Source organism: Rheinheimera fenheensis, assembly GCF_039871805.1.
Taxonomy (GTDB): Bacteria; Pseudomonadota; Gammaproteobacteria; order Enterobacterales; family Alteromonadaceae; genus Alishewanella; species Alishewanella fenheensis.
The window spans coordinates 361943-383222 of record NZ_JBDPJM010000003.1 but is presented as its reverse complement, the minus strand read 5'-3'; the positions used below and the strand labels follow the sequence as shown (position 1 = coordinate 383222).

The window sequence follows — 21280 nt, the reverse complement described above, 5'->3', positions numbered from 1 at the left end:
TCCCTAGTAGCTCAGTTGGTTAGAGCGGCGGACTGTTAATCCGTAGGTCACTGGTTCGAGTCCAGTCTGGGGAGCCACACTCACCCGCGTTTTTTCGTCAGTCTGTCGTTATTGCTATATTTCTCAGTATTTTTTTGATTTAATTAGCTTTCTATTGCGTATACCTAAACTATATTAAGCGTTAGGACAAGGAAACTAGTTATGTCTGGTGGTCAAAGCTTATGAGAATATTACGTACCCTGCTTATTAGCCAATTATTATCTGCTGTCATACTGTCAATGGCGGCCCTAGCAGTATTGGCAATCTACACTCAGCAACAACTTGAAGCCGACGAGAAATCAGCCAGGATGGCGATTGCTCAAATTCTCGAGCATCATATCACCGGTGACGGCAAAGTGCTTAGCAGACAGTTGGACCGCAGTTTCCGGCTGAAAAGTCTAAGAATAAGTCAGCTTGATAACACTATGCTGCATGAACAAAATATTAATGGCGATAAAACGCCGGTGGCGACCTTGCTGTTGGAGCTGTTTGGCACACAGTTTAAAAGCCAGTCGTTACGTAATGAGCAACAAAATGTACAAGTGACTTATCAGCTGGATTTCAGCGCCCGCCTGGCACAGTTTCAGCTGATGGTGTTAGTGCTGTTCCTGCTACCTTTTCTGATTGGCTGGCTACCCGTGCTGCTAAGTAAAAGTAGCATTACCCGCAGCTACCGCCGCACAACAACGGCCGTGAATGAGTTAATAGACCGCTTTATCAAAGATCCACAAAAGGCTGAGCCCGATTGGCAGAAAATTCCACCGGAATTTTCTGATATTAATACTGCCTTACAAAAACTGGCCAACTACACCCGTAGCCAATACAACGAAATGGCCTCCAATGCGCATCAAATTGCCGAAGAGGCTTATAAAGATCCGGTAACCGAGCTGCCTAACCGTAATCGTTTTGTGCAGTTTTATGAAGAGAATATCCGCCAGAACGACAACAATGAGTTTGGTGTATTTGCCATTACCCGTTGTACAGAATTACAAAACCTAAACCAGACACGCGGTTATCAGGAAGGCGATAACTATGTGCGCGAAGTGGCTGATCTGATTAAAAAGCTAAGCGGCACCTACAAAGATCACAAAATATACCGCTTAAACAGCTCGGATTTCGGCATTTTACTGCCACGGGTAACACCAAAAGAAGCAGAAAACTTCGCGCTACAACTGCAAAGCCGGTTAAATGAATACCAAAAAATGGCCGAGTTAGATTCTGTCGCCTATACCGGTCTGGTAACCTATGAATCTGGCAAGGCGTTGGGCGAGTTACTGGCGGTGGCTGACACCTCTATTAGCCTGGCACAGACCAAGCAGCCTAATGCCTGGCATTTACAAAAAGAGTCAGCCGGCCTGGAAATGGCCAGTGGTGGTTATGGCAACCAGAACTGGCGTAATGTGATTGACGATGTGTTAACCAATCATCGCATCAGTTTACTGGCACAGCTTATTCAGCCGTCTAACCGCTCGGCGAAAGCCTATTCAGAAATTCTGGTGCGCTTTAAAACACAGGAAGGCCAAATTCTGCCAACCGCCTCGTTTTTGGCCATGGCAGAAAAACTGGATCGTATAGTGGGGGTAGACCGTTTAATTATCGAAACGGCGTTGGTCACCATAAAGAATAAAAACTTGCAGGATCAGTATTTTGGCTTAAACCTGTCGGCGCGTTGTGTGCATGATGATCAATTTGTTATCTGGCTGGAGCGGCGTTTATTGAAAGATGCGCATATCGCCGCCAAACTGGTATTTGAAGTAACTGAATTTGGCCTGCAGCAAAACTTAAAAACCAGCAAACGCTTTATTGATATGGTGCACCGTGCCGGCGCCAGGGTCACAGTAGAAAAATTCGGTGTCGGTATTACGTCATTTAAGTTTTTCCGGGATTTAAAGCCCGACTACGTCAAGATGGACGGCAGTTACACCCGTCATATCAACGAAGATAAGAATAACCAGTACTTTATGCGTTTAATGATTGACCTGGCGCACCGCATCGGTGTGGGCGTGTTCGCCGAAAGCGTTGAGACACAGGAAGAAAAACATATGCTGGAGTCACTGTTTATCGATGGTAATCAGGGCTATTACGTCGGCAAACCGGCCCCCTTGTAAACTGTACAATAAAGCTAACAGCTGAATAGGCACCTGGGGCGCAAGCAAGCGCCCCACCTTAATACCCCTAAGCTTTATCCGGTTGTGTCTACAGCCGCTTAATTGCATAATATGGCCCTTATTTTTCCCGGGCGTAATGATGACTGAATTTCTCCTGTTGTTAATCAGTACCGTACTGGTAAATAACTTTGTACTGGTAAAATTTCTCGGGTTATGCCCCTTTATGGGTGTGTCTGGCAAGCTGGAAACCGCCATTGGCATGTCACTGGCGACGACCTTTGTACTGACACTGGCCTCGCTGTGCAGTTATCTGGTGAATCATTATTTATTGGCCCCGCTTGACCTGTTGTACCTGCAAACGCTGGCCTTTATTCTGGTTATTGCCGTAGTTGTGCAATTTACCGAAATGGTCGTACATAAAACCAGCCCTACCCTTTACCGTTTGCTGGGTATTTTTTTACCGCTGATCACCACTAACTGCGCCGTGTTGGGTGTAGCGCTGTTAAATGTGAACGCCCGCCACAACTTTATCAACTCGGTGGTATATGGCTTTGGTGCTGCGGTCGGTTTTTCATTGGTGCTTATTCTGTTTGCCGCTATGCGCGAACGTTTAGCGGCAGCTGATGTACCAGTGCCGTTTAAAGGTGCGGCTATTGGTATGATTACGGCTGGTTTAATGTCATTGGCCTTTATGGGCTTTACAGGCTTGGTAAAAATAGGATGACCCTCGTTACTGCCTTAATTGCGGTTGGCTCCCTAGCCTTATTATTTGGTGCGGTTTTGGGCTATGCCGCTATCCGCTTTAAAGTGGAAGCCGATCCGCTGGTTGAGCAAATCGATGATATTTTGCCGCAGACTCAGTGCGGACAGTGCGGCTATCCCGGGTGTCGCCCTTACGCCGAAGCTATTGCCAACGGTGATGACATTAATAAGTGCCCGCCCGGCGGCGAAGCGACTATCCGCAAACTTGCCGATTTAATGGGGGTTGAAGCCAAACCACTGAACGAAGCCCAAACCGAGAGCGTAAAACGGGTTGCCTACATTCGAGAAGATGAGTGTATTGGCTGTACTAAATGTATTCAGGCCTGCCCGGTCGATGCCATTGTCGGTGCGTCAAAATTAATGCATACCGTGCTAATAGATGAATGTACCGGCTGCGACCTCTGCGTTGAACCCTGCCCGGTCGATTGTATCGATATGGTGCCCCTGGCCCTAACACCTGAGCGTTGGAAGTGGGACTTAGCCAGCATACCGGTAAAGATGGTGGATTAAGCATGCCAAGTTTATTTCAGCAAATTCAAGCCGGTACGGTGTGGGACTTCCATGGTGGCATTCATCCGCCAACCCGCAAACAACAAACAAACCACAAACCGGTCGCGGTAATGCCCTTGCCAGATCGGCTTTACATACCGCTGCGACAACACATAGGTGTGGCCGGCCAACTGCTGGTTAAGGCAGGCGACACAGTACTTAAAGGCCAGCCACTTACACAGGCGGATAACTCGATGGCGGTTCCGGTACATGCGCCCACATCAGGCACAGTGCTTGACATCAGGCCGCATACCGGAGCTCATCCTTCTGCTTTGCCAGAGCTGACGCTGGTACTGGAACCCGATGGCAAAGAGCAATGGCGCGAGCGCGAGCCGCTTACTCTGGCCAATTGCGATAACATGACCCTGCTAAACCGGATCCAGGAAAGTGGCATTGCCGGTATGGGTGGCGCAGGCTTTCCTACACATTTAAAAGCCGGTGTTAATCAGCCAGTCGATTACTTAATTATCAATGCGGTTGAGTGCGAGCCTTACATTACGGCCGACGATTTGCTGATGCAGGAAGCCGCCACCACTATTGTCAAAGGTATTGATATTCTCTGCCAGCTGTTAAACCCCAAAGCGGTGTTAATTGGCATAGAAGACGACAAACCTATCGCTGCCGCGGCTATGATGGCGGCCTGCAGCCAACGTGAACACTATTATGTGCGAACCGTGCCGACTAAATACCCCTCAGGCGGTGAAAAACAGCTTATCCAGCTGTTAACCAATAAAGAAGTGCCTAATGGCCGCCGTCCGGTTGATATTGGCATCGTGATGCAAAATGTCGGGACCGCCTTTGCCATCGCCCAGGCGGTGCTGGACGATCATCCGCTGCTGTCGCGCATTGTCACCGTGGCCGGTGACACCTTAAACCAGCCGCAGAATGTGTTGGCGCTTATTGGCACGCCGGTGTCCAGCCTGCTGGATTTTTGTGGTTTTCAGAGCGAGCCGAAACAAAGGGTGATAATGGGCGGCCCAATGATGGGCTTTGCCCTGGCTGACTTAAGTGTACCAGTGGTAAAAACCACCAACTGTATCTTAGCGCCTACCGCAGAGGAGCTGCCGGCAGCCAGTAACGAAATGGACTGTATTCGCTGTAGCAGCTGCGCGGATGCCTGTCCGGCCAGTTTATTGCCACAGCAGCTGTTGTGGTACAGCAAAGCTAAAGACAGCGAAAAACTCGCTGAATATAACCTGGCCGACTGCATTGAATGTGGCGCCTGTGCTTATGTTTGCCCAAGTGAAATACCCCTGGTGCAATACTACCGGGTAGCCAAAGCAGAGCTAAGAGAACAACAGCGTGAAGCACTTAAGGCCGAGCAGGCCAAAGCCCGCTTTGAAGCGCGAAACACCAGACTGGAGCGTGAAAAGCAAGAGCGTGCCGAACGTAACCAGCAATTAGCTGCTGCAAGGCAACAACAACAGTTGGCCAGTGGTGCCAATAATGCGGTTGCTGATGCCTTAGCGCGTATTAAAGCCAAACAGGCGCAAGCCAATACTGGAGTGGCTAATACAGAAACCGAAAGCGCCAGTGCAGCAACACAAAGCAGCACCGATAAAGCCAGCATCCTGGCCGAGCGCGAACGAAAAAAGCAGCAAGCACGGGAATATCAGCAGCAAAAAGCAGCGGCGATGGCTGCAGAACAAAACGCAGCGACTGACGTCCGTACAGGCCAAATAGCAACGCCAGGTGATAGCGCTGCTGCAGATAACAGCAATAGCACTGCGGATAGCAAGGCAGCAGCCGTTGCCGCCGCTATAGCCCGGGCCAGAGCGAAAAAAGCGGCGGAGACGGCTCAGGGTACAGCAGTGCCGGCTCACGCTGATGCCGAAGCTAAAACTGAACCTGACAACGATGCCGATCCACGTAAAGCCGCCGTAGCGGCAGCACTAGCCCGTGCAAAAGCGAAAAAGGCTGCCGAAACAACACCAACTGCAACACGGGCAGACACTGCTCACGCCCCGACAGAGGCCAATAGCCAGGCCGGTAATGACACCGATCCCCGCAAAGCCGCTATTGCTGCAGCCATAGCGCGCGCTAAAGCCAAAAAACAAGCCGACAGTGAGAACTCATGAGTTTTAAAATCGCCAGTTCACCTCACCAGCACAATCAGCGCAGCACGGCGCAGCTTATGCGTCTGGTTGCCTTTGCCTGTGTACCAGGCATTGCCGTGCAAGCTGTGCTGTTTGGCTATGGCGTGCTTGTTCAGCTGCTACTGGCCATTATTACGGCCTGGTGCTGTGAAGCGTTGGTGCTTAAGCTGCGCAACAAGCCTATATTACCGCGACTTAAAGACAACAGTGCACTGCTAACCGCCGTGCTGCTTGCGATTGCTATTCCGCCCTATGCCCCCTGGTGGATCATTGTCATCGGTACCGCCTTTGCCATCATTATGGTTAAGCAGCTATATGGTGGCCTTGGTAACAACCTGTTTAATCCGGCCATGGCAGCCTATGTGCTGCTGCTGGTGTCATTTCCACTGCAGATGACGCAGTGGCTACCGCCGTTATCATTACAAAGTGTCAGCTTAATGCCATCCGATGCAGTTTGTGCAGTGTTTAGCCAATACAGCTGTAGCGGTTTTAGCCTGACGCAATTACAAAGCAGTGTTGACGGCATTACCATGGCCACACCGCTAGATACCCTGCGTACAGATTTAAGCCGTGGCCTTACGCTGGATGAAAGCTTGGCTAAACCGGTGTTTGTCGCCTTTGCCGGCACTGGCTGGCTTTGGGTTAATTTGGCTTATCTGCTGGGGGGCTTACTACTTATCCAGCAAAAAATTATCAGCTGGCGTATCCCGGTAGCGGTGCTGGCTAGCCTGTTTGTGCTTTCTGCTATTGCAAGTCTGGCAGCACCCGATACTATGGCCGGCCCGCTGTTTCACCTGTTTAGCGGCGGCACTATGCTGGCGGCGTTTTTTATCGCCACCGATCCGGTATCGGCGTCAACCACTAACCGTGGCCGGTTAATTTACGGCGCCTTAATTGGTCTGCTGGTGTTTTTGATCCGTAATTTCGGCGGCTACCCTGATGCCTATGCTTTCGCCGTGTTACTGGCCAATATGGCGGTACCGCTGATTGATTATTACACCCGGCCGCGTACCTATGGCCATCGTACCCGGAGTGAACGCTAATGATCCGTGCTATCAGTAAAAACGCCCTGGCGCTTGGCGCAGCTGCGGCGCTCTGTGTGGCGGTTCTTGGCTTTGTAAACCAACTTACTCACGAGCGTATCGCGCAGCAACGTTTAAGCAGCAAGCTGGCCATCTTATCTGAGGTGTTACCCGGCACTGACGCCGGCGCTACCCTACTGGCAGATTGCGTATTAGTGCAGGACGCAGAGCTTTTGGGGCGCGACAGCGCCCAAGCGGTATATCGCTGGCGGCAGCAAGATATGCTAAGCGCCTATATTATCGAAACCACAGCGCCCGATGGCTATAGCGGTAATATTGATTTGTTAGTGGCTGTCACGCCTGATGGTACTGTGTTAGGTAGCCGGGTGTTGGAGCACAAAGAAACCCCTGGCCTTGGCGATAAAATTGAGCTGCGCCGCTCAAACTGGATATTAAGCTTTTCGCAGCAGCAAGTTACCGAAGATAACAGCGCCAAATGGGCGGTGCGCAAAGACGGTGGCCAGTTTGACCAATTTACCGGTGCGACTATCACGCCGCGTGCTGTAGTCAGTGCTGTGCGTAAGGCTGCGCTGTATGTTCAGCAACACCCTGAACTTGCGACATTAAGTGCCAATTGCCCGGAACAATAAGGTAACCCTATGAGCCAGTTTAAAGAGTTAACCCTGCAAGGGTTATGGAAAAACAACCCAGGCTTGGTACAGCTGCTCGGCTTATGCCCATTGTTGGCCGTAACCGCTACTGTCACTAATGCGCTGGGGCTGGGCCTGGCGACCTTGCTGGTGCTTTTAGGCTCTAATGTGGCGGTATCGCTGGTGCGCAATCATGTTGCCAGTGAAATTCGTATCCCGGTGTTTGTGCTGATTATTGCCAGTCTGGTCACTGTGGTACAGCTTTTAATGAATGCCTACACTTACGACTTGTATTTGTCTTTGGGCATTTTTATTCCACTTATCGTTACCAACTGCGCCATTATTGGCCGCGCCGAAGCTTTTGCTTCTAAAAACGCGGTGCTCCCCTCGGCTATTGACGCCATTATGATGGGATTGGGTTTTATGCTGGTGCTGCTGGTATTGGGGGCCATGCGCGAGATTCTGGGCCAGGGCACCTTGTTTGACGGCGCCGAGTTACTGCTGGGCGAATGGGCCAAAGTACTGCGCGTTGAATTATTCCAGCTAGACAGCCAGTTTTTACTGGCGTTACTGCCACCAGGTGCCTTTTTGGGTATGGGGCTGTTAATCGCGCTGAAAAACAGCATCGACAACAAACTTAAACAAAAACAAGCTGTTGAAAAAGGCAGCATCGCCCGCGCCCGGGTTACCGGCGTCGCGCAATAAGTATTATGAATAAACAAAAACGCATTGAAATGCTAAGCCGGCTACGGGCGGCTAACCCAGAGCCTACTACAGAGCTGGAGTACAGCTCACCGTTCGAGCTGTTAATCGCCGTGCTGTTATCGGCCCAGGCCACTGACGTTGGCGTAAATAAAGCGACTAAGCATTTGTTTCCGGTAGCGCGCACCCCGCAAGCCATGCTGGATTTAGGTGTTGATGGTGTTAAGCACTATATAAAAACCATCGGCCTGTTTAACACTAAGGCCGAAAACGTGATTAAAACCTGCCGCATTCTGGTAGAACAACATGGCGGTGAAGTACCGGAGAATCGCGAAGCGCTCGAAGCCCTGCCCGGCGTGGGCCGCAAAACTGCCAATGTGGTGTTAAATACCGCCTTTCGCTGGCCAACCATAGCAGTAGATACGCATATTTTTCGTGTATCCAACCGCACCAAACTGGCACCGGGTAAAAACGTCGATGAAGTCGAGCAAAAACTACTAAAAGTAGTACCGGCCGAGTTTAAACTCGACGTACACCACTGGCTTATTTTGCACGGCCGTTACACCTGCGTGGCGCGTAAACCACGCTGTGGCAGCTGTATTATTGAAGATCTTTGTGAATTTAAAGAGAAAACCAGTTAGGAGACCTGTATGCGCATGCTACACACCATGCTACGCGTGGGTAATTTAGAAAAATCTATCGCCTTTTACACTGAAGTGCTGGGCATGAAGCTACTGCGCCAATCAGAAAACCCCGAGTACAAGTACACCTTAGCCTTTGTTGGCTATGGTGACGAGACGGACAACACCGTACTGGAGCTCACCTACAACTGGGGCACCGACAGCTATGACTTAGGTACGGCCTTTGGCCATATTGCGCTGGAAGTTGATAACGTTTATGAGGCTTGTGACAAAATTCGCGCTAAAGGTGGTGTGATTAGCCGCGAGCCTGGCCCGGTAAAAGGCGGCACGACGGAAATTGCCTTCGTGCGCGATCCTGATAACTATGCTATTGAACTGATTCAGAAAAAACAGCGTTACGACACGCTATAGGCAAGTCAGGTAACAGAGTAAAGTAAGCTGCCAAGCGCGACACGCTAAGCGCAACCTACTTAGTGTTGTTTTGCTTGGGCAGCGTGCTCCAGCCGGCTAATAATCGCCTCACTGTAGGCCCCTCGATAAAACTCACGCATAGTGCCGTCGCGGTAACTTTGCATCAGTGCCTGCTGCCAGGCAGTAATACGCTCATCAGCAACATCTTTGGAAAACGCGATATAGCGTTTACGCTCGGTTAAATAATGCACCGTGGTAAGCTCAAAGCCGGCAGCCTGCACTCTGGCGGCATAGGCGGGAAAGCTGTATTCGGTAATCGCTAACACGTCGATGCGACCGGCAATCAACATATCCAGACACTCACCGGTTTGACTGGTGAGGATTAAGTTGCGACCTTCGACAAAACCAAAAGCTTTAATATCGTTTACCGTTGCGGCATTGCGATAACTGCAGGCAATTAATTTACCAGGCAGCGCCAGGGTATTCGCATTTACGCCTATGCGCTGGCGCAAGCCATATAAATTAATGTGGTAATGCATTAAAGGCCCAACCCACTTAAACCAGCTATCGCGCTCTGGCGTGCGTACGGTTTCAAATAGCACGGTGTTGGGCTCGGTTTTTGCCATCATCATGGCGCGGCCCCAGGGTAATAACTGAATATCAGCCGGCTCGTCTAAGCGCTGCTGTAACTCGCGGATCAGCGCAACGGTAACCCCGCTTAGCTTGCCCTGTTCGTCCAGATACTGGCCGGGCGGGCTGTGCTCAGTTAACCATTGCAATTGCGTTTCAGCACCGAGTGGGAAACTAAATAAGATTTTAATAAACAACACCTTGCAAAGCAGTATGCGTGACGCCTGCTTTTTTTTCATGTCTCACCACTTGGGTATACTTCTGGTTAACCTAACAAGTTAATAACACAGCCGTTGCTAAAAAGAAATCAAAATTCTATGACACCTGGCAAGCTAAACAAAAGTGTTATTCCAATGTAATAACGACCTTTTCGTTTAGCGACATGGCCAGGTTATTGTCGTAGTACGCCGCCTCATTAATAAAGGTCGGGTATACCGTGCTGTCGCCGTCGTAATAAATCTCTGTGCCATCAAACAGGGTGAAAATTGGGTCACCGGGGTGTATTGGTTGATAGTCGTTATCCTGCACGTTTTTATGTACCATACCAATACGTTCGCCTTTATCATTCATCGGCAGTTTAATACTGTGCAGATAGCGAAAGGCTTCGGTGTGCTTGGGCAGCGCTGGCAAATTGTTGGTGTTGTACAGCTGCACAAAATCGAGAATATGTTGCGTCATGCTGTGCATCAACTCCAGTACATCCTGGCGCAACACCGACTGCGGTTGTGGCCCCACCTCTACCAAGACGCCATACCGGCCCAGGGTACACATTAAGGCATGATCTTCAGCGGCAAAATGATCTTCATCACGCGAAATTATCGCTTCAGGCATCTTCATTTTTACATAGGCCGCCAGCTTGTTATAAAAAGGCCCGGCCTGCGTCAAAATTAAACAGGCGCCCATATTGCTGGTGGTGTTATGTAAATCGATCAGCAAATCGGTTTTGGCGTTACCTTTGGGGCCTAATTGCGCATTAAGCACTTTGGCGCGGCTTTGCTCATAATTGGCAAGCTGGGGGTTGGCTAAATCCACGGTTTTAAACTGGCGGTTTAAATCACTGTGTAAATAGCGCTTGTTGGCATAATGCGCTTCCGGGTTGGCCCATACCAGTTGTGTAGTAAAGCTGCTGCGCTGCGCTTGTTCAGGGTTGGCCTGATACTGCTTCACTAAATAAATGCCGGAAAATTCGTTGCCATGAACGCCGCCGACAATGGCGACTTGCTGTATTTTATCTGTCATGTTACCCACCCCGAATGCGCATACTAAGCCAGAGCTTAGCCTAAATTAATGCCAGCATTATGACCAGAACGAGTAAAAAAAAGAATAGCAAAGGAATTAAAATGCAGATTTTAAGAATATAAATGCTAGATTAAATAACAACTAGGCGGCAGGCTGGGCCAAATCAAAGCGGTTATCGGCTAAGCGTACTAACTCATTATGCAAAATTTGCTGCGCCTGGCAGGTGCATTTGCCGCACTGAGTACCAAGACTGGTGCACATTTTCAGCTCACGCATAGTCGATACACCCTCAGCCACTTTTTGCTTGATGGTTTTATCAGTCACAGCTTTGCATAAACAGACGTACATAACAGCACTCCGGTAACAGTACGCCGGCATTTTAATATTATTAAGAACTATTATCAATAGTATTTGTGAAGTTAAACCATTCCTAATAACAACGCCCGCAGTGTGCGGGCGTTGTGGGATATAAGCTAAGTACAACCGATGCTGAGGCTTAGCGGAACAGCACCTTTTCTTGCTGGAACCAGTGCACACAAAAGCCAATCGCCACGGCAGCCAGCACCAGCGTTGAGCCGAAGATCAGCGCCAGCATCGTGTAATCCGCCGTGCCTTTTATCAGCTCTTTAATCGCCAGTGCCACGTTCATTATCGGCACCAGTGCCGTTTTGGTATTTAGCTCCACGCCCGGCATCATGGCCGCCACCAGTGGCAGGAAGATCATGATAGACAAGGGGCTAATATAATTTTGCGCTTCTTTAAAGGTGCGGGCATAAATCGATATCGCCAGCAACAGCGCAGCAAATACAGCAGAAATAGGCAGCAGCAGCGAGAAAATCAGCACCAGCTCAGTAATGGCAATAGCGGACATGGCTTCCTGCACCACCGCCATACCGGCGAAAGAGCCGATAATCGCGCCCCACAAACCAAAGCTTCCTACTGTAATAAGCGCGCCGACTAAACCTGTGGTGAGCACAGTTAAAAACTTACCCAGTACGATGCTAACCCGGCTAATTGGGCAAATAAGTAAGGTTTCCAGTGTACCGCGCTCTTTCTCCCCCGCGCCCATATCAATAGCCGGGTAAGATGCACCCAGCAGGCAAAGTGGAATAAGTATGTAAGCAATAATGGCGCCGAACTTTTCGCCAATGTTTTCCCGCTTAGCCGCGGTATCTACTTTTTGCACATCCACCGGTTTGATAATCGCCGTCAGTTTAGCCGGGTCTACATTAAGCTGTGTTAGGGTGTCGCGCTGTAGTTGCTCATTAAAATCAGCAAGGATTTCCGAAAAGTAGCGATACATAAAATCAAATTGCGATGACTGATTATATATAATCTGCCACTGCGCTTGCTCCACCGCCATGCGCTTGTCGTTAAAGTCAGCCGGAATAACAACAGCCACATCGAACTCGTCATTGCGAATAGCTGCAATCAGCTCTTCCTCTGTCGTTTTGTCGGTGGTTAGCTGCTTAAAGTTTTTGTGATAAAACAACGCATCAGCAAATTTAGGCGCCTGTTCGGCATTAATAATGACATAGCGATGCTGCTCCTGCATGGCTTTGCTGGTGGTACTGGATAACACCAGGCCCATCACACCAAAGATCACCGGAAAGATAAAAATCGGTAACAGAATCACGAAAATCAGCGTCTTTTTATCCCGCATCAGCTCGGTAAGCTCTTTAAAATACACCTGCCACATTATGCTGCTCCTTGCTGTTGTAATTGTTGTGTCCCATTTAGCACAGACAAAAAGGCTTCGCGCAGATCGCCTTTATCCGATAGCGCTTTAAACTGTGCTATATCGCCGGAAAAGGCGCTGATCCCTTTATCTATCACTACCACGCGGTCACATAACGATGCGACCTCATCTAGATGATGGGTAGAAAAAATAACCGGTGTACCCGCGGCTTTTAGGCCTTTAATAAAATCCAGCACCGTCTGCACCGTCATAATATCCAGGCCTGTGGTGGGTTCATCCAGAATAACGACTTTGGGGCTATGCACTACCGCGCGGGCAATGGCGGTTTTCTGCTTCATACCGGTCGACATATTATCCGCACGGCGGTTAGCAAAGTCGTGCATATTCAGCAAGGTAAACAGCTCGTCGATACGCTGTTTTAGCGCCTGCTCGCTCATACCGTGTAAACGGCCAAAATAGGCAATATTTTCATAAGCAGTCAGTTTGCCGTATAAGCCAGTATCGGCGGATAAAAAACCAATCTGCTGACGCGCTTTAACCGGCTGCTTTAACACATCAACACCGTTTAACAGCACTGAGCCGGCATCCGGCTTTAACGCTGTTGACAGCATACGCAAGGTGGTTGTTTTACCCGCGCCATTAGGGCCCAAAAGACCTAATACCTCACCTTGCCCACAATGAAAACTTACGTTACGCACAGAATGAAACGCCTCTTTGCTGTAGCGCACATCCTGTTTTTCGGTATCAGATAACTTATTGTTTTTACTCAGCGCAAAGGCCTTGGCTAAATCCTTAATTTCTATCATACAAGCATCCTGTTATCAAAACCGTTACTGCGGCCGGCGGGGGCGGAAGTAGTCGGTATTGTTATAAAAACTGGCTGTGTTGTTGTCGTTATACCAGCCCGGCACGCCCAATACTGGCAAAGGCGTTAGCTGTTGATTATCAAGAAGTAGTGCCTGGTTAGCAATTTGTTCATGTAATTTATCATCAACAAAACTGTAAGCAGCTGTTAAAGGCCAGCTACTGAAGCCCTGCGGCACGTCAACGAAAAGTGCCTTAGCCGTAAGCCCGATAAAGGGCGCGGTGGCCATCTCGTAAATGGCATGACCAACAATAACTGGCCGTATGCTTTGCCACCAGTCTGTGCGGTGAGTGACAAAACTTTGTTGCCATTGATGCTGGCGTAACAAGTCTGCGTGCTTAATCGCATCCGGTTCAAGGCAAATAACCACACCACACTCATCAAATAAGGTCAGCTTATTACGCAGCTTGCTGCGCTGTTTTTGGCCATACTCTGCTATTTCTGCCATATGCAACTGATTTAACAGGTTTTTAGTTTTAGGAAATAAACACCAGATCAGCGCACCAAAAAAGTCATGCCAGTTATCTTTTCGTGTTGGCACCTGCCTGGTTGAATAAATATATTCCTCGTAATATCGGCCATCGGCCATTAAGGCGTCATTATCGACAAACTTAATGGCCGATTGCGCAGCCAAACCATTAAGCCAGCTAACATCTGGCCAGTGGGCTAAGTGGTTAACACCAAAGCGTTGGCACAAGTCGGCAAAAATCGGATTATTTGCCATCATTGCACTTTGCCACTGTGCTGGTGGCGTAAAGCGGTTTTTTACTTCTGTTTTTTGCATAAACCGTCTGTTCTGTTGTCGCAGCTGAAATGCCTCAGCTGCATTTACTTGTTAAAAGCGCGAAAAAGCGCTTGCAATTTTAGCATGGCATGGCACATTCAGTGGGTACGTTTAGCCGTACATACTGCCAAACAATGTGTTTAAACCAGTGGGTTTATTCGAATTAATTTAATAGAGGTTATCATGTGTTCGATATTCGGGGTGCTTGACATCAAAACTGATGTTAAAGCCTTGCGCCAGCAGGCGCTGCAGTTATCCAAGTTATTACGTCACCGCGGGCCAGACTGGTCTGGCGTATGGAATAACGACAACGCCATTTTAGTGCACGAGCGCCTGGCGATTGTAGATACTGAAAATGGCGCCCAGCCTCTGATTAATGATAATCGAAATCACATTCTGGCAGTGAATGGTGAAATCTATAATCATAAGCAGCTCGAAAAGGGCCTCGGTAGCCCCTACCCGTTTAAAACCAAGTCTGACTGTGAAGTGATTTTGCCTTTATATCTGGAGCATGGCACAGCATTTATCGATATGCTGCAAGGCATGTTCGCCTTTATTTTGTATGATGCCGAGCAAAACCGTTACTTAATTGCACGCGATCATATTGGCATTATTCCGCTGTATTACGGTTATGATGAGCATGGCCAGCTGTTTGTTGCCTCAGAGCTAAAAGCCCTGGTGCCGGTGTGTAAACAAATTAAAGAATTCCCGCCAGGTCACTACTTTGACAGCAAAGTGGGCGAGCTACGCAAGTACTACCAGCGTGACTGGCAAAGTTACGATGCGGTAAAAGACAACCCGGCCAGTTTGCCCGAGCTTAAAGCGGCATTAGAACACAGCGTGAAAAGCCATCTGATGTCAGATGTACCTTATGGCGTGCTGCTGTCTGGCGGTCTGGATTCGTCTCTGATCTCAGCCATTGCACAGCAATTTGCTAAACGCCGGGTAGAAGATGACGATCAAAGTGAAGCCTGGTGGCCTCGTCTGCACTCTTTTGCCGTGGGCCTGGCGGGTTCGCCGGATTTAGTGGCAGCGCAAAAAGTAGCCGATGCCATTGGCACTGTGCACCACACCGTACACTTTACCGTGCAGGAAGGCCTGGATGCTCTGCGTGACGTGATTTACTTTCTGGAAACCTATGACGTTACCACCATTCGCGCCTCGACCCCAATGTACCTGATGGCGCGCAAAATTAAGGCCATGGGCATTAAAATGGTGTTATCCGGTGAAGGCTCAGATGAATTGTTTGGTGGCTATCTGTATTTCCATAAAGCGCCAAATGCCAAAGAGTTTCATGAAGAGACCCTACGTAAGCTAGACCGCTTACATATGTTTGACTGTAACCGTGCCAACAAAGCGATGTCGGCCTGGGGTATTGAAGCCCGGGTGCCATTTTTAGATAAAGACTTTATGGACGTGGCGATGCGCTTAAACCCACAGGCAAAAATGTGCGGTGGCGGTAAGATGGAGAAACACATTCTGCGCGAGGCCTTTACCGGTTTGTTACCCGATGAAATTTTGTGGCGCCAGAAAGAGCAGTTCTCTGACGGTGTTGGTTACAGCTGGATTGACAGCTTAAAAGCCCATGCGGCAAAAGAAGTCAGCGATCAGCAAATGGCTACTGCCAGCTTCCGCTTTCCGGTAAATACGCCAGACAGCAAAGAAGCCTACTACTACAGGGTCATCTTTGAAGAGCACTTCCCGCATGCCGGCGCTATTGCCTGTGTACCGGGCGGCAAGTCAGTCGCCTGCTCCACACCGGAAGCACTGGCCTGGGATGCCAAAATGGCACAGCTGACCGACCCATCTGGGCGTGCTGTGCGTGACGTGCATACGCAAGCTTATTAACTGCTAACGCAGCACAAAACAAAGGCCACGCAATTGCGTGGCCTTTTTCTTCACTGCCAGCTTACTTTGCCATGGCCGAGCCAATCCGTGTGTCTTGTTTTGCCTCTTTCTTACGAAACAGGTTTTTCACATCCTCCAGAATGACATACAGCGCCGGAATTAAAATCAGCGTAATAATAGTGGCGAACAGAATACCAAAGGCCAGCGACACTGCCATGGGTACGACAATTTTTGCCTGTAAACTGCGCTCCAATACTATCGGCGCTAAGCCGACAAAGGTGGTCAGTGACGTGAGCAATATCGCTCTGAAACGCTGCGCACCCGCTTGCGATACCGCCTGACGCACTGAAAAGCCCTCTTCACGCGCGCGGTTAACAAAGTCAACCATCACCAGGGAGTCATTCACCACAACGCCTGCCAGGGCGACCAGGCCGAAGATAGACATTATGCTCATACTCAGGCCCAGCACCATATGGCCCACCACAGCACCGACAAGACCAAAGGGGATCACACTCATAATGATCAAAGGCTGGCTGTAAGATTTTAGCGGTATCGCCATTAGGGCGTAGATACAAAACAGCGCAAACACGCCAGCTTTCAGTAAATCAACCTGCGCATCGATCTCATCCTGGCTAGCACCATCCAATTCACCGGTAACACCATCGTACTTAGCGGTAATTTCCGGGATCACGGTTTTGCGCATGTCACCTACAATTTTGCCCGGCTCGACGATGTTTTTGTCTGCCGCAGCGGTAATGGTTACCGCACGCTCACCGTTAACCCGGTTTATGGCACTAAAACTTGGCTGTAGCGAATAACTGGCCACCTGGCTAAACGGAATTTCGCCGCCATCGGCCGTGCGAATGCGCATGTTTTCCAGGTTACCGATGGAGCTTCTTTCATCACGCGGGTAGCGCACCATCACTTTGACTTCTTCACCATCGCGCTGCACACGCTGCGCTTCGGCACCATAGAAGCCGTAGCGTACCTGACGGGCGACATCAGACAAGGTCAAGCCCAGCAAATGCGCTTCAGGCTTTAGCGTAAGCACTATTTCATCATTACCGCCGAGTAAATTGTCTTCAATATCATAGATACCGGCGTATTCAGCCAAGCGGGCCTTAAGCTCTTCAGTGGCCAATTTAAGATTGTCTAAATTCGTGCCACGCAGCTGCAAGGCAATATCAGAACCGCCGCCACCGCCAGTCGCCGCATTGATTTTAAACGCTTTTAATCCCGGAATTTCCGGCATTTCTTCACGCCAACGGTTGGCTATTTCAAAACCGTCAACCTCACGTCCTTCACTCTTTTCCAGCTCAACCACTAATTGGCCGCCGGTGTCGCTGTCCAAAAACATTAAGCGGTGCTTAACGATATCATCGTCAAATTCAGCACTGAGTTTCTCGTTGGCTCGAATAAGCGCCGCTTCGGCCTCACGCAGTGCATTAACCGTGGCTTCTGCCGAAGCGCCTTCTTGCATGGTCAGGTTGGCATTAATAAAGTCACTTGGGATATTAGGGAAAAACACCCAACGCACTAAACCACCGCCTAATACACCGAACATCACAATCAACATGGCAAAAAACACGGCCATGGTGGTGTAACGATACTCAATGCAGCGCTCAACAAAGGGCTGATAACGCTTAGTCACAAAACGATGCATTGCCGCTGCAATGGTTTCCCGAATGCCTTTTAGTACCCGGCTGCCGCCACGGCCGATGCCGTAAAACAGCCCTTTACGCTCAGGATCCCAGGGTTTGGTATCCATATTAACAATGTGCGCTGGCAGGATCATTTTTGACTCCACCAGTGAAAAAATCAGACACAGTACTACTACCCAGGCAATAGAGCCCCAAATAGGCGCCTGTGCACCACCGACCATTAACATAGGTACGAAAGCGGCTATCGTGGTTAACACACCAAAGGTGGCGGGCATAGCAACCTTTTTAGCCCCGGCAATTACCGCGTCGACGGATTTACCACGCTTCTCAATTTCACTGTAGGCGCTCTCACCAATGATAATGGCATCATCGACCACTATGCCCAGCACCAGAATAAAGCCGAACAAGCTAATCATGTTAATAGAGACGTTAAACATCGGCAGCGGCAACATAGCCATGGCGCCGAGGAAACACACCGGTATACCCACCATAACCCAGAAGGCAATACGAAACTCCAGGAACAAGGTTAGTGCCAGTAATACCAGAAACGCGCCCATCAGCAGGTTGGTGCTCATTAAATCTAAGCGGCCTTGCAGGTAGTAACTGGCATCACCCCAGTGTGCTATCGACACAGATGATGGCAGCTCTTTTTGCTTACGCTCAACATAGGCTTTTACTTGCTCAGCGATACGCAGGGTGTTGTCATCGCCCACCGCATCCACTCGGATTGACACGGAGTTTTTGCCATCAAAGGTGGATAAATCCTCACGCTCAATAAAGCCATCATTGATAGTGGCAATATCTTTTAGCGATAAACGGGTGCCATCAGCAAAGGTGAGTAGTACGATGTCTTCAAAGTCTTGCGCGTAATAGGCCTGACCTTTGGTACGAAGCAAAATATTACCGCTTTCAGATTTAATTGACCCACCGGGTAAATCCACTGAGCTGCCACGAATAGCATTAACCACTTGTTCGAAGGTTAAACCGTATTCTTTTAATTTAAGCTCAGACAGCTCAATGGCAATTTCATAATCTCGCGCGCCAACAACATCAACCTTGCTTACGCCCGGCAGCTTTTTTAACTCATCGCGTACATCTTTCGCCAGCTCTTTAAGTGTATGCTCGCCAGCATCACCATACAGCGACAGCCACATCACATTACTTTGAAACCTTACCCGGTAAACGACCGGCTTTTCGGTTTGCTCAGGCAGTGATGAAATCGCCGAGACCTGGGTTTTAATCTCGTCCATCACTTCCTGCACATCGTAACCGCTGGCGATTTCGGCACGAACCGTACCCAGCCCCTCTACTGCCGTCGAGCGAATACGCTTAATGCCATTTACACCACGCAAACTTTCTTCAATTTTATCAATAACACCGCTTTCAACTTCTTGCGGTGCCGCGCCCAAATAAGGCACGCGAATATTCACCTGCTCCAGCACAATTTCAGGGAAAATCTGCTTTTTAATGGTAAACAGTGAAAATACGCCGGCAACCAGAATAATCGCCATCAGTAAATTGGCTGCTACGCTGTTTCGTGCGAACCAGGATATCAGGCCCTTGTTAGTATCCATAAGGTTACTCCTTCACCTGGGTGGTAAGCACTGGCGCAGCGGCCTCTGTTTTATCAGCCACTTCTGTTTGCGCTTTATCAGAGGCAACGCGCACCAAAGTGCCTGCCAACGGGTTAGCAATAGCCGAGGTTGCCAGCCGATCACCTTCAACAAAGCCACCAGTGATATAGGCAAAGTTATCGTCGGTCCGCTCTAGCGTTACGGGACGAAATTGCAGTTGGCTGTCCTTGTCTACTACCAGCACTTGTTGCTGAGCCAATAATAAATGCCGTGGTACCACCACCACGTTCTCTGTAGGGTTACCCAGTATTTGCGCCTGAACAAAACGGCCAAAGCGCAGTGGCACCTTGCCGCTGTTATTGCGCTGATAAGGATCCTCAATTTGTGCTACGGCGTAAATCACCCGGCTGCGCTCGTCCAGTACTCCTTCAGTGCGCACTAATCTGGCAGGCCATTGGGCTATTTGACCACCTACCACCGCCGTTAATACTACTTCAGGCTTAACCTCATCGCTGGCAAAATCAGGCATCTGCATAAAGGCTAAATCGTTGTCGGTAATAGGTAAGCGTACTTCCGCGATGTCAGTGCCGTAAATCATACCAACACTGGTGCCCCGGCTAATAAACTGGCCAAGGTTCACGTTACGGCTTTTTACCATACCGGCAAAAGGCGCGCGGATCTCGGTACGTGACAAATCGCGCTTAGCGCGCTCCAGTTCTGCCTCTGCCGAGCGCACATTAGCCAAGGCTCCAGCCAGTTGTGGCCGGCGCAATCCTAATTCAGGCGCTTTACCATCAGTAAAAGAGCGCCACTCTTCTTCCGCTACCCTGCCGCGGGCTTTTTCTTCTTCTAATGCGGCTTTGGCATTGGCTAGGCTGGCCTCTGCGGCTTTTACATTGGTTAAGTAGTCAGCCTGCTCTACCCGCAGCAATAAGTCGCCAGCGTTAAAAAAGCCGCCTTCAACAAAGTTTGGCGATACCTCAACGATACGGCCATTGACCTCTGAGCTGAGGTTGGTTTCCAGCTTGGCTTTTACTGTGCCCTGCGACTGAATTTTATACACTAAATCTTCTGCAACGATTGGCGCGGCATTGACTAATACCGCCGGGCGCTGTTCATCCTTTTTTTCCGGCGGTTTACGCATACTGGTCAAGCCGACGGCCATCACAACCGCAATACCAATTACGCCCACTGGAACCAGAATTTTTATAATTTTTGCTGCCATGTTGATTTCCACAATGCTGTTTTACTGGCTTTATAGTAAAACGGCTAAATATTAAAGTAATGCCGTGAATGTTACGCTTTGTATCAGTGTAAAAAAGCTGCACGACCTGACGGGCCTGTCGCTATTGTTTACCTGACACTGTCATCAGGTACAGATGCCGTAAAACCATGGGGGGTAGCACCCTGTTACGACATCAGCCATACCTCAGCATAGGTGAAAATCCAGCGAGTGCGCTTTAGATGTTAGTAATATCTTGTTACAACTGAGGCTAACAAGCGGCACATTAACACCGTTTAGTTTTGGTTATAACGACCTTTAAAAGGGTTATTTGCCGTTAGTGGTTAAATTCACTATGGTATTTTTTGCGCAAACTGATCATAAAAACATCACACCAGTAGCGCATGATGAGCGGACAAGCGCACAGACGTCTTTCTATTTAATAATATGAGGGAACTACCATGAGTATCAGTAAACAATATCTGAAAACCAAACCGCTGTGCAAAGTCACCTTTACCCTGCCCGCACACCGACTGGCACAAATAGAGCAAGCTGCATTATTGGGTGAGTTTAATGACTGGGATCCGATTGCTTTGCCGATGAAGAAAACTAAAAGCGGGGATTTTACTGCAACACTGAACCTGGAAAAAAACAAAGAATACCAGTTCCGCTACCTGGTAAACGGCGGTACCTGGTTAAATGACGAGGCGGCAGACAGTTACCAGCCATCGCCAGTGTCGTACGACCACAACTCTGTTGTGCGGCTGTGAACTTAGCT

At 49.3% G+C, this 21280-nt stretch carries 19 protein-coding genes and 1 tRNA gene; 12 read left to right on the top strand and 8 right to left on the bottom strand.

Annotated elements, in window-relative coordinates; genetic code table 11:
* The 10 genes from ABGI61_RS07285 (at position 1) to gloA (ending at position 8980) form a co-directional block, all read left to right on the top strand.
* Positions 1-77, top strand: a tRNA-Asn gene (locus tag ABGI61_RS07285).
* A 144-nt stretch (positions 78-221) separates the two neighbouring features.
* Positions 222-2147 carry an EAL domain-containing protein gene (locus ABGI61_RS07280; RefSeq protein ID WP_347599081.1) on the top strand — a complete coding sequence of 642 codons (1926 nt, stop codon included), beginning with the start codon at positions 222-224 and terminating at the stop codon, positions 2145-2147.
* 139 nt (positions 2148-2286) lie between these two features.
* The gene (gene rsxA, locus ABGI61_RS07275; protein WP_008218474.1) at positions 2287-2871 is read left to right on the top strand and encodes an electron transport complex subunit RsxA; all 585 of its coding nucleotides are present in this window, start codon (positions 2287-2289) and stop codon (positions 2869-2871) included.
* On the top strand, positions 2868-3419 hold the full coding sequence (gene rsxB, locus ABGI61_RS07270) for an electron transport complex subunit RsxB (protein ID WP_347599077.1): 552 nt from the start codon (positions 2868-2870) through the stop codon (positions 3417-3419). The genes rsxA and rsxB overlap by 4 nt, the downstream gene beginning before the upstream one ends.
* A gap of 2 nt (positions 3420-3421) precedes the next feature.
* Positions 3422-5536: an electron transport complex subunit RsxC gene (gene rsxC / locus ABGI61_RS07265; protein WP_347599074.1), complete on the top strand. Its 2115-nt coding sequence runs from the start codon at positions 3422-3424 to the stop codon at positions 5534-5536.
* On the top strand, positions 5533-6597 hold the full coding sequence (rsxD, locus tag ABGI61_RS07260) for an electron transport complex subunit RsxD (RefSeq protein WP_347599071.1): 1065 nt from the start codon (positions 5533-5535) through the stop codon (positions 6595-6597). The genes rsxC and rsxD overlap by 4 nt, the downstream gene beginning before the upstream one ends.
* The gene (rsxG, locus tag ABGI61_RS07255; protein ID WP_347599068.1) at positions 6597-7226 is read left to right on the top strand and encodes an electron transport complex subunit RsxG; all 630 of its coding nucleotides are present in this window, start codon (positions 6597-6599) and stop codon (positions 7224-7226) included. Before rsxD ends, rsxG begins: the two co-directional genes overlap by 1 nt.
* Positions 7227-7235: 9 nt before the next feature.
* Positions 7236-7931, top strand: a complete 696-nt coding sequence (locus tag ABGI61_RS07250) for an electron transport complex subunit E (RefSeq protein ID WP_347599065.1) — start codon at positions 7236-7238, stop codon at positions 7929-7931.
* A gap of 5 nt (positions 7932-7936) precedes the next feature.
* Positions 7937-8569, top strand: coding sequence for an endonuclease III (gene nth / locus ABGI61_RS07245; protein ID WP_347599062.1), 633 nt, complete (start codon positions 7937-7939; stop codon positions 8567-8569).
* A 9-nt stretch (positions 8570-8578) separates the two neighbouring features.
* Positions 8579-8980 carry a lactoylglutathione lyase gene (gene gloA, locus ABGI61_RS07240; protein ID WP_347599059.1) on the top strand — a complete coding sequence of 134 codons (402 nt, stop codon included), beginning with the start codon at positions 8579-8581 and terminating at the stop codon, positions 8978-8980.
* 59 nt (positions 8981-9039) lie between these two features.
* Here gloA and ABGI61_RS07235 read toward each other — a convergent pair whose 3' ends face one another.
* The 6 genes from ABGI61_RS07235 to ABGI61_RS07210 form a co-directional block, all read right to left on the bottom strand.
* Positions 9040-9849, bottom strand: a complete 810-nt coding sequence (locus ABGI61_RS07235; RefSeq protein WP_347599056.1) for a substrate-binding periplasmic protein — start codon at positions 9847-9849, stop codon at positions 9040-9042.
* Between the two features lie 106 nt (positions 9850-9955).
* Entirely contained in the window at positions 9956-10849 is an 894-nt protein-coding gene (locus tag ABGI61_RS07230) for an aspartoacylase (RefSeq protein WP_347599053.1), read from the bottom strand.
* 141 nt (positions 10850-10990) lie between these two features.
* The gene (locus ABGI61_RS07225; RefSeq protein ID WP_008218446.1) at positions 10991-11197 is read right to left on the bottom strand and encodes a bacterioferritin-associated ferredoxin; all 207 of its coding nucleotides are present in this window, start codon (positions 11195-11197) and stop codon (positions 10991-10993) included.
* 148 nt (positions 11198-11345) lie between these two features.
* On the bottom strand, positions 11346-12548 hold the full coding sequence (locus ABGI61_RS07220) for an ABC transporter permease (protein WP_347599049.1): 1203 nt from the start codon (positions 12546-12548) through the stop codon (positions 11346-11348).
* Positions 12548-13354 carry an ABC transporter ATP-binding protein gene (locus ABGI61_RS07215; protein WP_347599046.1) on the bottom strand — a complete coding sequence of 269 codons (807 nt, stop codon included), beginning with the start codon at positions 13352-13354 and terminating at the stop codon, positions 12548-12550. Before ABGI61_RS07215 ends, ABGI61_RS07220 begins: the two co-directional genes overlap by 1 nt.
* Before the next feature lie 24 nt (positions 13355-13378).
* On the bottom strand, positions 13379-14197 hold the full coding sequence (locus ABGI61_RS07210) for a DUF3025 domain-containing protein (protein WP_347599043.1): 819 nt from the start codon (positions 14195-14197) through the stop codon (positions 13379-13381).
* A gap of 183 nt (positions 14198-14380) precedes the next feature.
* Here ABGI61_RS07210 and asnB point away from each other — a divergent pair, with 183 nt between their 5' ends.
* Entirely contained in the window at positions 14381-16045 is a 1665-nt protein-coding gene (gene asnB, locus ABGI61_RS07205; RefSeq protein ID WP_347599040.1) for an asparagine synthase B, read from the top strand.
* A gap of 61 nt (positions 16046-16106) precedes the next feature.
* Here asnB and ABGI61_RS07200 read toward each other — a convergent pair whose 3' ends face one another.
* Together ABGI61_RS07200 and ABGI61_RS07195 are read right to left on the bottom strand one after the other, a co-directional pair.
* A complete protein-coding gene (locus ABGI61_RS07200; protein WP_347599037.1) occupies positions 16107-19280 on the bottom strand; it encodes an efflux RND transporter permease subunit in 3174 nt (1057 codons plus the stop codon).
* A gap of 4 nt (positions 19281-19284) precedes the next feature.
* The gene (locus tag ABGI61_RS07195; protein ID WP_347599034.1) at positions 19285-20505 is read right to left on the bottom strand and encodes an efflux RND transporter periplasmic adaptor subunit; all 1221 of its coding nucleotides are present in this window, start codon (positions 20503-20505) and stop codon (positions 19285-19287) included.
* A 458-nt stretch (positions 20506-20963) separates the two neighbouring features.
* Here ABGI61_RS07195 and ABGI61_RS07190 point away from each other — a divergent pair, with 458 nt between their 5' ends.
* The gene (locus tag ABGI61_RS07190) at positions 20964-21272 is read left to right on the top strand and encodes an isoamylase early set domain-containing protein (RefSeq protein ID WP_347599031.1); all 309 of its coding nucleotides are present in this window, start codon (positions 20964-20966) and stop codon (positions 21270-21272) included.
* Positions 21273-21280 lie beyond the last annotated feature (8 nt).